Origin of the sequence: Flavobacterium johnsoniae, from assembly GCF_001879205.1 — a bacterium.
In the GTDB taxonomy this organism is placed as follows: Bacteria; Bacteroidota; Bacteroidia; order Flavobacteriales; family Flavobacteriaceae; genus Flavobacterium; species Flavobacterium johnsoniae_A.
This window is the reverse complement of the sequence record NZ_MLFK01000006.1, coordinates 267688-282335: the sequence shown is the minus strand read 5'-3', so window position 1 is coordinate 282335 and position 14648 is coordinate 267688. Positions and strand designations below refer to the sequence as shown.

Sequence of the window (14648 nt, the reverse complement as noted above, 5' to 3'; positions counted from 1 at the left end):
GATTTTAATTTTTTCCGTTTAAAACTATTTGTTACAAATAGACTATTTTGCTATGCACGTATGTAAACACAGGCATTTAAGCCTAGTACATGGTGGGTTATGTTTCTTGCTTTGGATTTTATTCACGAATCCGATTTTTGCACAGGACAACCCTAAAAATAAAGAGCTTGACTCTTTAAAACCGCTTCCGTTAAACGAAGTTATTCTAACCGCAAGCAAACGCGAGTTTAGGATAGAATCGCCTATGCCTGTTCAGATTTTATCGGGCAAACAGCTTGAAAACCTCAACAGCCTTTCTGTTGCCGATGCTGTTCGGTATTTTTCGGGTGTGCAATTAAAAGATTATGGCGGAATTGGCGGTTTAAAAACCATAAACGTACGAAGTTTAGGAAGCGCTCATACAGCGGTTTTTTATGACGGAATGACGGTGGGAAATGCGCAAAACGGACAAGTGGATCTGGGAAAATATTCTCTCGACAACATCGAAGCCATCGAACTTTATAACGGCCAGAAATCTACCATTTTTCAGCCGGCAAGAGGTTTCTTTTCTTCAAATACCTTATTCCTGAAATCGAAAATTCCTGTTTTTGAATCGGGTAAAAATGCAAATGTTCGCGCTTCTTTTAAAACCGGATCTTTCGGATTGGTGAATCCTTCTCTTCTTTATCAGCAAAAAATAGCTTCAAAAATTTCCCTTTCATCGAATATTGAATGGATGAAAGCCGATGGAAAATACAAATACAGATACCAGAAAAAAGACGGTTATGACACAACGGCCGTTCGCCAAAACGGAGACATTGAAGCGCTACGGGTCGAAATAAATTTAAACGCAAAATTCGGCGCAAACGGGCAGGCTAACCTTAAAGCCTATTATTACGATTCTGAACGAGGTCTTCCGGGTGCCATTTTAGCAAACAAATATGAATATGTCCAACGACAATGGGATCGAAATTTCTTCATTCACGCTTCGGTGCAAAATTCTTTTTTCGAAAAACACGAAATGCTTGCCAATGTAAAATTCAGCCGAGACTACAGCCGTTACATCGATCCTGATTACAAAACCCTCGAAGGCGCACTGGACAATAAATATTATCAAAACGAATTTTACGCTTCAATTGTCAATCTCTACAATATAAAAGACTGGTGGAAAATGTCTCTGGCGACAGATTTCTCCATAAATACACTCGATGCCAATTTGTACCGTTTCCCCTATCCTACCCGATATTCTTATTTGGGTGCAATTTCAAGCGAAATGCATTGGAAACGTCTGGATATTCAGGCAAACTTACTTGGAGCTTATGTTGATGAACAGGTTAAATATTACCAGCAGGGAGACAGCCAGCATGTTTTTTGTCCGGTTGTATCGGCTTCCTTTCAGCCGTTTGATGTAAAGAATTTTAGAATCAGGGCTTTTTACAAAGAGTCTTTCCGAATGCCTACTTTCAATGATTTGTACTATACTTTCATTGGAAACAGTTCTCTACGTCCTGAATTCACAACTCAATATGATTTTGGCACTACCTATATCATTGAGCCTAAAAAGTTTTTACATTCGGCATCATTTCAGGCCGATGTTTACTACAATCGTGTAAAAGATAAAATCATTGCAATGCCTTCTGCAAATCTTTTTAGATGGACAATGATGAATCTGGGCGAAGTCGATATTCGAGGTTTAGAAATAAACACCAATTTCGTTTTCAAATTTCCGGAGCAAATATTTTTAGATCTGGGCCTTAGTTACACTTATCAAAAAGCAATCGATATTACGCCAAAAGGAACTACCTATGGAAACCAAATTCCATATACACCCAGAAACAGCGGTACATTAACTTCATCCATCAACTGGAAAAACTGGAATTTAAACTACAGTTTTATTTACACAGGAGAAAGATACAGCCAGAAAGCAAACATTCCTGTTAATTATGTAAAACCTTGGTACACCAGTGATATGGCCTTTATCTGGAATGGAAAAATTGAAAAACTTCCGGTAAAAATAAGCGGTGAAGTAAACAATATGTTTAATCAATATTATGATGTCGTACTCAATTTCCCAATGCCGGGAAGAAATTATCGATTAAGTCTGTCTCTAAATTTTTAAACCCAAAATAGCATCAACAATTAAAATCTCAACAATGAAAACAAATTTCAAATTTTGGCTCTTACTCGCATTTGCAGCAATTGTCTTTCAGGGATGTCAGGAAGAAGATCCCATTATTCCCGAAGAAATAGTGGTTTTACCACCAGAAACTGTTACAACCGTAGAAGGTTTTTATCTTCTAAATGAAGGGAATATGAACATGAACAAAGCTTCACTGGATTATTACGATTATGCAAGCGGCGTTTACAAACGTAACGTTTACGGTCAGGCAAATCCTGAGGCTACTTTAGGCTTAGGAGATGTTGGAAACGACATTGCGATTTACGGTTCAAAACTATATTCTGTAATCAACAATTCTAATAAAGTTGAAGTTATGGATGTTGTCACAGCGAAACGCCTTAAAGTGATTGATGTAAAAAACTGCCGCTATGTAACTTTTGCCAACGGAAAAGCTTACGTAAGTGCTTACGACGGCGAGGTACAATTAGGAGAGAATTCTCCAAATGGTTTTGTTGCCGAAATAGACACAACCTCTCTTGCTATTACAAAAACCGTAAAAGTGGGCCGTCAGCCGGAGGAAATGGCTATTGTTGGCACCAAACTTTATGTTGCCAATTCAGGAGGATATAGTCCTCCAGATTATGAAAAAACCGTTTCTGTAATCGATCTAAAAACTTTTACAAAAATCAAAGATATAGAAGTTGCCATCAACCTTCACAGGCTTGAAGCCGATGAAGATGGAGATTTATATGTAAGTTCCCGCGGCGATTATTATGACATTCGCCCTAAATTATTTGTAATTGATACCAAAACCGATAACATCAAAAAAACTTTTGATATCACTTGTTCTAACCTCACAATTGTGGGAGACAAAGCTTATATAATTGGTTCTGAATTCAATTATAAAACTTTCGACTGGATCATTAATTACTCGATGATTAATGTTAAAACCGAAACGCTGCTTTCTGAAAGTTTTCTGCCAAAAACAGTAACCGACGAAATAAAAACCCCATACGGAGTGGCTGTAGATCCAATTTCTTTAAATGTATACATAACAGACGCCGGAGATTATGTTTCGCCCGGAAAATTGTATTGTGTTGACAAAAACGGAAATACAAAATTCATAGTAACTACAGGAGATATTCCGGCGCATTTTGCCTTTAAAACTAAAAAAACAATAATTAATCCATAAACCTTAAATTTTAAAAAATGAAGAAAATTCTACTAGCATTGTCGCTTGTCCTGCTTCTTTCAGGATGTTATAAAGACGATATTAACGATCTTAAAAACGACGTCAATGACTTGAAAACCCGAATGGCACAATATGAAAACCTACTTGATGTTCTAAATAAAAGATTATATGTAGTAAGCTATGAAACCAAAGAAGGAAGCTACGTTATTACTATGAGCGACGGTTCGAAACTAACAGTTCGTAATACTTCTTCTTTCATAAAAATTGGAGAAAACGGCAACTGGTGGATTGATGGTGTTGATACCGGAACATCTGCTAAAGGACAAAGCGGAGATAAAGGTGAAGCGCCTAAAATTAGTATTGGAAGTAACGGAAACTGGGTTATTGATGGTGTAGATACAGGAGTTTCGGCATCTGGACAAAAAGGAAAAGATGCGGCTGAAATTATTTCTGTATCATTAGCAAACGGAATCATGACTTTTACTTTCGCAGACGGACGTACAATAAGCATTCTGGCCAGTGCACCAGAAATTACTTTACCAAATCCTGCCGGCGGTTTTAATGTCGATAAAATGCAATGGTTTAAAGTTGAACCACAGGTAACAAATGCTTCTGGTGCTGCTTACAAATGGTTTATAAACAATCAGGAAATAGATACTGCAAACCATTTATTTTATGTTTTCGCAGCTCCCGGGACTTACAATGTTGAGTTTAAGGCTAAAAATGGCGTGGGTGAAAGCTCTAAAACTTTTACAGTTACAGTTGCAGACAAAACTTATTTAAACAGAATTACACGTGTATTTGATTTCTTCCCTGCCCCTGGACAATTTGTAAATGCACTTCCGGCAGCTACTGCAACAGATACTGATGAAACAATGAGAGTAAAAGCAGAAACGGCCTTAACTACCGGAAGCATGATAAGTCTGGGCGGATTTGGAGGTTACGTACAATTTGGTTTCGATCATACTATTATTAATAAAGACGGAAATGATTTTGTAGTTCTTGGTAATGCATTCACAGATTGGTCTGAACCAGGAATTGTAATGGTTTCTTACGACGCAAACGGAAACGGAAAAGCTGATGACGAATGGTTTGAAATCGCAGGTTCTGAGCACAACAAAGAAACGACAATTAAAAACTACGAAATCACGTATTACAAACCAGAAACTGAGCCAACGAATCCAAACGAGCCAAAATACATTCGCTGGACAGACAATCAGGGAGAAACCGGATATCTGTCAAAAAACCAGTTTCATAAACAAACTTTTTACCCATTGTGGAAAGGAAACACAGTAACTTTTAAAGGAACGTTCCTAAAATCTAACATTTACGATAAATCGGGAACAGGAACAAACTGGGCAAATCCAGCTTATGCATGGGGTTATACAGATAATTGGGCTAACACAGATGTGAGAGGTCAAATTGATATTAACTGGGCGGTAAATGCCAAAGGCGAATCGGTAAAATTAAAAGGAATTGACTTTATTAAGGTTTACAATTCAAACCGTGCCGAAGGCGGATGGTTAGGTGAAGTTTCTACAGAAGTTTCAGGATTTAAAGATTTAAATTTACCATAATTTAGAAATCATGTTTTTGGAAAAAAGCCTCAGGAAATCTGAGGCTTTTTAATTTTACGCTAAAACCAAAACAGTCAGCACGTTACCAAAAACATACTTAAATTGTGAATATCTATTTCAGGATTTCGGTTATTTATTTTGCTGCAAAATCTATCTTTGGCATCCTTAAAAAACAGAAAAGATGAGCGCAATTTGGTACGAATGCAAAGTAAAATATAGAAAAACAGATGAAACTGGAGGCCAAAAAGTTTTAACAGAACCTTATTTGGTAGATGCAATATCTTATACAGAAGCCGAAAAAAGAATTAATGAAGAGATGGCTGCCTATATTAGTGAAGAATTTAAAATCACCAATATAAAAGTGGCTAATTATGCCGAAATACATCCATTTGAAAATGCCGATCGCTGGTTTAAATCAAAAGTTTCTTTAATTGCTTATGATGAAGAAAGCGGTAAAGAAAGAAAATCAAACATGTATATGCTGGTTCAGGCAAATGATGTGCGAGAAGCTTATGATAACACGATTCATGTTATGAAAAATACAATGGGAGAATATTCGATTCCTGCTATTTCAGAATCGCCAATTATGGATGTTTTCCCGTATTTCAGCGGTGAAGAAGAAGAAACTGAAATGCTCGAAAGATTCAACGCACTAAAAGCTTCAAAACCTGTAAAGGCAGATGAAGAAATAGTAGACCACATGGAATTTGAAACCGCGGAGGAGGAATAAATTTTTAAAACTCCAAAAATTGAAACTCCAGATTCCAATTAAGAATTTTATTCTCAATATTGAAATTTTAACGAATTAGCTTCAGAGAAATCTGGAGCTTTTTTATTTTAAGGAAACAGAATCTTATCCCAACAAAAAATCAAAATAAACCCTATATTCGCTTTGCATTTTATTTAACTGATACAAAACCACTTACTTAAAACCAAAAGTTCCATGACCAAAAAAACGCTCCTTTTAATTGGTTTTATTATATTAAAATTTGTTCTGCAGTATGTTTTAATAAGTCCCGAATATGATTTACAGCGCGATGAATACTTACATCTGGATCAGGCACATCATTTAGCCTGGGGATATTTATCAGTCCCGCCCGTTACTTCATGGTTTTCTTATCTTATTTTATTACTCGGAAATTCTGTTTTTTGGGTTAAGTTCTTCCCTGCTCTTTTTGGTGCGCTAACTCTTTTAATTGTTTGGAAAACAATAGAATCCTTAAAAGGAAATCTTTACGCCTTGGCCCTAGGCGCAACATGTATCGTGTTTTCTGCACTATTAAGAATAAACATGTTGTATCAGCCCAATTCATTTGATGTTTTGTGCTGGACCACATTTTACTATATTATCATACAATATATTATTTCCGAAAAACCAAAATGGTTTTATATTGGGTCAATTGTTTTTGCTTTTGGCTTTCTTAATAAATACAACATACTGTTTATGTTAATCGGGCTTTTGCCTGCACTTATTCTTTCTAAAGAAAGAAAAATATTAACGGAGAAAAAATTATACTTCGCGCTGACATTAGGAATACTATTAATTCTTCCAAATTTATTATGGCAGTACAACAATCATTTTCCCATTGTGCATCACATGAAAGAATTGGCAGAAACACAATTGGTAAATGTAGACCGTGCCGATTTCTTAAAAGAACAGTTTTTCTTTTTTATTGGATCCTTCTTGGTGATTCTTTCCTCTTTTTATGCCTTGTTATTCTATAAACCGTTTGAAAAGTTCAAGTTCTTTTTTACCTCGATAATCTTCACAATACTAGTCTTTTTATACTTCAAGGCCAAGGCTTATTATGCAATTGGTTTGTATCCTATTTATATTGCCTTTGGTTCGGTTTTTCTTTCAGATGTTTTAAAGACAGGATGGAAACGATATTTAAAGCCGGTTTTTATTGCACTTCCGGTTTTATTTTTTATTCCGATGTATTATTTGGTTTTCCCTAATAAAAGCCCGGAAAAAATAGTTTCAGAAAAACTGGAAAAACATCGCTGGGAAGATGGAAAAGAACACGATTTACAACAAGATTTTGCCGACATGCTGGGATGGAAAGAACTGGCCCGAAAAACCGATTCGGTTTATACCTTATTTCCAAAATCAGAAAACACATTGGTACTTTGCGACAACTACGGGCAAGCAGGAGCGATTAATTTTTATACCAAAAAAGGGATTAAAGCCGTTTCTTTTAATGCCGATTATGTTAATTGGTTTAATCTGAATGTTCATTACAAAAACCTTATTCGAGTAAAAGAATTTGAAGAAAACAGTAATGAATTTAAAGAAACAAGTCCGTTTTTTGAATCGGCATTTATAGCAGGTAAAATCAAAAATAAATATGCCAGAGAACATGGAACAACGATTTTTGTTTTTACCAATGCTAAAGTCAATATCAATAAAAGACTTGAACAGGAAATTAATGAAGAAAAAAAATACGATAATTAAATGATAGATTTTACCAATATCGAATATTTAAAAACTGGAAATCCAAAGCAGATTAAGGCCTACGAAACCTTAAGTCAAAATAAGGTTTTAGAAATTCTTTCTGAATTTACTCCTATTCTGATTGGTACCATACCCATAAATATTGACATTGAAAACAGCGATCTGGATATTATTTGTTATTGGAAAAACAAAACCGAATTTATCGATAAAATCTCTGTCACTTTTAAACACAAACCTGAATTTAAGATTCAGGAAACTATCATTAATGAACATGAATCTGTCGTTGTAAATTTTAAAATAAATGATTTCGAAATAGAACTCTTTGGGCAAAATATTCCAACCCAAAGTCAAAATGGCTACAAACATATGATTATAGAACACCAAATTCTGCAATCGAAAGGCGAAAACTTCCGTTTAGAAATCGTAAAACTCAAACAAGATGGTTACAAAACTGAGCCTGCTTTTGGTAAATTATTGGGTCTAAAAACCAATCCGTATTTAGAATTATTAGAATACGAACTTTGATATGGCAAACACAAACACACAATTTACTATTTACCAAATAGTTACAATTAAGAATAGTTTAATAAAAATATTTCATTAATTTCTTTGCATAACAGTATTTAGTGCTTATCTTTGCACCCGAAACATCGCGGGATAGAGCAGTAGGCAGCTCGTCGGGCTCATAACCCGAAGGTCACAGGTTCGAGTCCTGTTCCCGCTACTAAGACAAAAGCTTCAGAGAAATCTGGAGCTTTTTTTATTTCATATAAAACCTAAACTATTCGAGAAATTATAAAAATAGCAATACAAAAAACGACAGTAAATACAATTGAGTTAACAATTCTATCTTTTATTTTAATCGAGTTATCCGCTGTTTCGAATTTCGTTTTATCTTTTTTTCTTATTTTATTTACTTTCATACTTTTTATTTTAATTCACCGTTTTTTCTTATTTGTAAATTCAAACTGTATGCCAAAATAAAGCAAGACATCGTAAACAAATGAATACCAACAAAATAAAAACAAACAGTTACTATCTATCTCGTAACCTCCTATCAAAATGATACACCTGACTATCAAAATGATAAAAGTTTTAAGTTGATTTTATTGAAAGGAAAATCTAAAACAAAAAGCCTTTTGTAATGAAATATTAATTTAGATACAGCACAATAAATTAATTAATATGTTTTCTGTAAACGGAGTTTGTATTAGTAAATGTTTTTATAAATTTGCAATCTCATATTGAAACCCATTATTTTCAATACAAAATTATGACTTTCACATAAATACCGCAAAGTTACCTTAAAGTCTTTATCCAAAAACAAATTATATTATAATCATATTTAAACACAATGCTTAAAAAACACAACCCCCAGATTCTATTTTTTATTCTTTTAAATTTATTATTTTCCATCAGTTCTTATTCTCAAAAAAGTATTTATGCCGGAATTGAAATTGGAAGAAGAGCAATAAAAGTTTCAGTTATTGATGTAAGTAATATCAAAAAAGCTGATTATAAAATTCTTTCTTTCTGGACTGAAAGAATCCCTTTTGCTGATCATATTGCCGCTTCTAATGCGCTTCCTCAGGAAGACATCAACAAAGCAAGTATTATAGTTGCTGACCAATTAAAAAAAATAAGATCTGAATATAAAATTCTTGAAGAAAATATATTTATTGTTGCTGCTCCCGTTTTTCAATCTGCCCGCAACATTGATGTTTTAAAAAATAAAATTTCTTCTCTTACCAACAAAGAGCTTGAAATACTTGATGTTAACGAAGAACCTAAAACGTTAGTTAAAGGTGCTATACCTCCTGTTGATTATGCAAATGCTTTTCTTCTTGACATTGGCGCTCAAACCACCAAAGGCGGTTACATTGATGAACTTAAAGACAATAAATTAGAGTTCATACCTTTAGAGCTTGATTTTGGTACAATGACACTTACTGATGCTGTGCAAAAAACGGTTCTAAATCCATCTCAGGCAAATGACATGTCTACTTATCAGGAAAAGTCTTTTGATTTTAACTCGGTTCTGCGTAAAAAAGTAAAAGACCTGTTTGAAAAAAATCCTCTTTTATTCAAAAAAGACAAAATATATTTATCAGGTGGTGCTGTGTGGGCATTTTCAACTTTATTTTATAACGAAAACGTAAAAGAGCATTATATTGCTTTGACTCTACAGGATGTTATAGATTATGATGCAATTCTAAAGAATAATTTCGGCAAATTTACTGCTCTTTCAAAAACTAATTCAGAAGCTGCGAGAGTTTTAAGCACTTACGAACAGAAATACTTAATCTCTGCAAACAACATTCTTGTTTCATGTCTGGAAGCGATACCAAATTTAGAAACAAAGAAAATTTACTTTGTAAAAGAAGGACAGGTAACCTGGCTTATCTCATTTATTGCAGAACGTTCTAAAAGAGTAAATACTAATTTTTAAGACATCTCTTTTTACAATCTTAAAAGGCTTCAGAAAATCTGAAGCCTTTTTTTATTTAGGATTTGACACCAACTAATTGTTTTATTTCACTAAGAAACTCAGAAAGAAAAACAGAAAAAAAAGGAAATGCTGCTTAAAATTAAGCAGCATTTCCTTTTATATTTATTTCATTAAATAATTTTAGACTACCTAAAATTATTATTGTTTTTGAATTTATAAACAAACTCATTTGCCTGTTTATTCCCCGGCAGATTATATTTCATTACGATTTCATAATTTCCGTATCGCATAAATAGGAAATTGCTGTTTATAAATCGCTGGGCAAGTACTTCAACTCCGGCTTCTCCGTTTACATAAGAGTTTACAATTTGATTGTTTAAATCCATCCAATCCTGCTTATAAAGCAACGGTAAATTATACTTAAACGGAAAATTTTCTTTTGTCCATGACTGGTTAACTTCATTTTCTATACTAGTCATATAATAAGCATTAAGCGGTATTGCTTTTGCCGGAATAACTCCCAACTCACTTGTATCTCTATTGCTTATAGAAAAATTACCGTTTAAAGGATAATCTTTATATAGATAAGGAAATATATCTGTTGTATAATATTGATCGTTTAGTTTAGATTCTGCTGTTACAATCGCTTTACTATCACTGTAATTTACTCCTCTAAGTTCGACTATATCAAATGCTTCCTGACTTGAAATTGTATTGGTTAAGTAAATAACATCTGAATACAAGACTCCAAAATTATAGCTCTGAGTATTAATTGCATTCATTTTAGAAGCAAAAGTTTTGTATTTACTTGTATTAAATGAGTAAGTTAAACGTTCGATACTTCCTTCTGCTTTCGACAATGCATCTGCCTGATTTTCTTTTATCTGAATATCATTTCCTTCATCATTAATTGTATTTGTTTTTACACTTGATGGCGCATTTGTGGCCGATTGCTGTTTCAAATTACTTACGATTGAAAAATTATATTTCTTTTCCTGATCGATGTTTGGCAAATTGTAATATACTTCATTTGAACTTGTATCATAATTAAAAGCTACTGCTTTTGAATTTGAAGTTCCGTCCTGATCCATTTTAATACTGGTTTCCCAACTCGCATCCTCAAACAAATAGTCCTGTCCTCTTTTCAGCTGAATATATCCTTTTGGATATTCTTCTTCAAGAAAATACTTTTGATCTACTACAGGATACGAATATTTAATATTTGTGAGCGGAATATGATTAGGAGCGCTTCCTGTTGTAAATAATCTTTCTTCATATTCTGTGGCTATTTTACCATCTACTTTTATAGGCTGAAAAGAACCGTTTACCATTTTTTGGAAACTTACCTCAACCTGAACTTTTAATTCTTTATGCGGAGGAAGAATATCAGTTGAAACAAAATTAACTCTGTCTTTCAAAGAACTCCATTCAAAAACACCTGGAATTTCTTTTGTTCCGTCAAATACTTTAAACTTTTCTAATATTACTTTATAGGTAACATCTCCTGAATCTTCAGGAATTACAAAAGCTTCGTTAACCTTCATTGAAAATGCGGCCTGTGGTATGGCAAAAACATCTACATCTGCAGAGCTCTGTTTTGGTGTTACATCGGTTATCAGTTTAATACCTCCTAATGGCGATGCATTTTCAAACTGGCATTCTTCTCCTAATTCAAATTTAAATCGGAATTTCCCTTTTATTAATCCTCCCAATATATTCATGTTTCCAGCCATATATCCTCTCATCCAAACCGGATTTGGCAGTTTTGCCTGTAATAAAACAGCGGCACCTCCAGAAATAATCGGCACTTTTAGTTTTAAGAATGACAATTTAATTCTAATTCCTAATTCTCCCTGCAGGTAAGCATAAGATTGTCCGTTAGCGTACCATCCGTTTATACCCACACGATCTCCTGTATTAGAACATCTTGCTTCCTGATAATCTTTAAGCATGATATCGAATCCCATTCCTGCCTGAAAACGAGCGTAAAAAAGCAAGAAACTTAAATCTCCTGTATCAAAATCCAAACTGGCTCCAAAGGCTAAACCTCCCCCATTTGCTAATGCATTTTCATCACGCATATAGTCCAGCTCCTTTAAATCGACACCTAAAATCTGTGCAACTTGAGGAGGCGGAGGCGGACTTCCCGGAAGTACTGTTCCGGCCATAAAGTAGCTTGTTGTTTTTAAGTACATTCCGGCTACCCCAATTTTTATACCGCATCTGTCATCTGGCGTTCCTACGTACATGTACCAATCTTTTGGATCTTTGTGAAAAACTCCCCAAACTGCTCGCCCTCCCGGTCCTGTTCCTGAAAGGAAATTTCCTGGTGTATTGATATAAACATCTGTTGTAGCATGCAGCGATTTGTTTTCAAAATCAAATTCAATAGCTGCAGCCATTCTTATTCCTACCGCAGCAGATAAATCTCCCGGAATTGCTTCTTTTGCTTCCGGAATATATTTACTGGCAAAAGAACCTTTAAGATCACTTTCTGTAACTCCTAAGAAACTTTTCTTTGCTGTAACATCCGATGCTACTTTCCCCATTAAATCAGTGACACTTTTAAGTCCCGGAATTTTAGCCATAACATTGGCTTTTCCAAAAATAGCCAATCTGTTTATTCCTCCTTTTGAGTTAAATGCGATTTCAAATCCTGCTTCACCATCGCAGATTGTTTCTGAACCTACGTGAAAATAAATTAAAGCTTTAACGCCCAGATTTATTTTTTCATCCGGAGTATAACTCAATCCTGATGGAGAAAAATCGCCGATAGCAATATCTGAATTTCGGTGCATTTTATAATAAGCACCTCCTCCAAAACCATTAATCATGAAAGGTGCGGGAGTTGGCGGCCATTTAACAGCGGCATCAAAATACCAATATCTAAAGGTCGTACGTCCAAAAATAGCTTTTGCTTTTACATTGACAACACCAGCAACATCGACTTCAAGATCTGCATTGAATCCATTTCCGTACACAGGATCTTTTTCCATTAGGATAAGACCTCCTTTAATTGTTAACCCGCTAAACTTACAGTCAATATTAATGGCCGATAAATCCAGGCCGTCATATCGGCTTCGCTGCCTGTATCCATCATCATACATTTTGCCTTTTATTCCAATTCGGGCTGTGGCTCCGGCACCAACACTTTCCATCAAATTAATTCCCAGATCAAAATCGATTCGGGAATTATCTCCATTAATCGCAACATTAATATTTCCAATGGAAACAGGGAAATTACCAAAGGCAACTGTGCCTTTATATCCCATATTTCGAACAGAAATAATAGGCGAAACGGTTTGCAACTGCAGGTTTTCAAAAGAAATACCTTTAAAATCTACTGTGCGTTTTCCTTCTACATCTTTATCATCTGTAGCTCCTTTATTGGTACCAAAAGAAACCGAACCATTTAGGTTTGCTTTGGGTAAAAAACGTCCATTGACTAATTTTAACTCAACAGAACTATTAGGCAGTAATAAGGCTTTTGCTTTCCAGATATCAAAGGCTATTGAATCTTTGGTAATAACAACTAATTGCTGTTCTTCCATTGAGATAAACCCATTATACTCTAAACCTGCTCTATTTGTCTGTGTTTGTTTAGGTGGTGTACTTCCTGCAGGAGCCGCTGGAGTTTCTTTTTTCTCTGTTGATGCTTTGCTTATTGGCAAAAGGATCTGTCCTTTTAAATTTGCTTTTACAAACGTATTTGCTGCAATCGTTACATCAATATGATCTAAGGAATAGGCCCACGATTTTTCCTGACTTGTTATTCCTCTGTCTAATGGAAAGACATTATCTGCATAAAAAGTTCCCGAAACCCCAAATTTATCAATAATCAGGTTTTGCGCCCCTAAGTGAAGTCTTTCTTTACTTGATGCGGTATCTGTGGTTTGAAATTCCTTTGGAAGCCCTACATCGAAAGTCTGGACAAATACGCCTTTCCAAGCTTCCTGGCTGGGTACTAAAAGTGCATTTTTTGTATAATACTCAGGAAAAACAACTACCGGATCATTTTTTAAATCACTTAAATCTAATACTGCATTATTTACCAGAAACTGAAAATTACCATCAAAATCTTTTCCGTTTCGTTTGTCTTTCAAAACAAATGGCTGCAAGCTTACATTTACTAAAATATCATTCCAGCTCCCGGCAGTAAAACTAAATTCTCCTCTAACTCTATTGGGTATTTGAACAGTTTTTCCGTTATAATATGTTTTTGGAATTGTAGCTTTTGTTTCATCAACAGTTTTGGTTAATGGGTCTATTGGTAAAATTAAATTTCTGGAGAACTCTACCGCACCTGAAACTTTCATTTCTTTAAATCCATCGCAGTCAATTTTTACATAGGTCAGATCGTTTACATTTCCGGTTGCCATGTCGAAACCTCCATATAATGAAAGCTGCCATTTATTATCGCTAAACGGAATATCTACATTGCCCAGCAGTACTAATTTAGCTTCGCCCATAATACCTCCCTGATGCGATAATTTAACATTATCTGCACCAAAGAAAAGCTGCATCGGCTGACCGTTTTTATCTTTCTGCGGAATATCAACTCTACAAAAAACAGTCAAAGTAGTATACTCTGGAGAAAAAGTCGCCTTAGTGATTCCAATAGAATATTGAATATTATTTACTGTATTACGAATACCTATTGGCAGTTCTACCAAATCCTGATTTGAAAATTTATCTACCCAGCGGTCAGATGCTTCAATCTTTTCGATAGAGCTGGAAGCTGCACCTAATTCTTTTGGAGGAGCGATATCCTGCCCATAAGAAAAAACAACCGAAAGCATGATAAGCAGCACTGCGAAATGTATTTTGTAATTTTTTTTCATAAGCAAATAATTCTGTTTTTTTGAAAAATAAAGCAT

At 34.7% G+C, this 14648-nt stretch carries 8 protein-coding genes and 1 tRNA gene; 8 read left to right on the top strand and 1 reads right to left on the bottom strand.

Annotation, left to right across the window (positions count from 1 at the left end):
• Positions 1-52: 52 nt before the first annotated feature.
• From BKM63_RS10500 to BKM63_RS10465, 8 genes are all read left to right on the top strand, one after another.
• Entirely contained in the window at positions 53-2098 is a 2046-nt protein-coding gene (locus BKM63_RS10500) for a TonB-dependent receptor (protein ID WP_083572212.1), read from the top strand.
• Positions 2099-2132: 34 nt separating this feature from the next.
• Positions 2133-3290 (top strand): YncE family protein, encoded by a 1158-nt coding sequence (locus BKM63_RS10495; protein ID WP_071636558.1) that lies wholly within the window; start codon positions 2133-2135, stop codon positions 3288-3290.
• Between the two features lie 17 nt (positions 3291-3307).
• Positions 3308-4867: a PKD-like domain-containing protein gene (locus BKM63_RS10490; protein WP_083572211.1), complete on the top strand. Its 1560-nt coding sequence runs from the start codon at positions 3308-3310 to the stop codon at positions 4865-4867.
• Between the two features lie 181 nt (positions 4868-5048).
• Positions 5049-5597, top strand: a complete 549-nt coding sequence (locus tag BKM63_RS10485; RefSeq protein ID WP_071636556.1) for a DUF4494 domain-containing protein — start codon at positions 5049-5051, stop codon at positions 5595-5597.
• Between the two features lie 213 nt (positions 5598-5810).
• Positions 5811-7322, top strand: coding sequence for a glycosyltransferase family 39 protein (locus BKM63_RS10480; RefSeq protein WP_071636555.1), 1512 nt, complete (start codon positions 5811-5813; stop codon positions 7320-7322).
• Positions 7323-7847 (top strand): DUF4269 domain-containing protein, encoded by a 525-nt coding sequence (locus BKM63_RS10475; protein ID WP_071636554.1) that lies wholly within the window; start codon positions 7323-7325, stop codon positions 7845-7847.
• 126 nt (positions 7848-7973) lie between these two features.
• Positions 7974-8046, top strand: a tRNA-Met gene (locus BKM63_RS10470).
• Between the two features lie 630 nt (positions 8047-8676).
• Positions 8677-9771 (top strand): exopolyphosphatase, encoded by a 1095-nt coding sequence (locus tag BKM63_RS10465; protein WP_071636553.1) that lies wholly within the window; start codon positions 8677-8679, stop codon positions 9769-9771.
• A gap of 185 nt (positions 9772-9956) precedes the next feature.
• Here BKM63_RS10465 and BKM63_RS10460 read toward each other — a convergent pair whose 3' ends face one another.
• Positions 9957-14612, bottom strand: coding sequence for a hypothetical protein (locus BKM63_RS10460; protein WP_071636741.1), 4656 nt, complete (start codon positions 14610-14612; stop codon positions 9957-9959).
• Positions 14613-14648 lie beyond the last annotated feature (36 nt).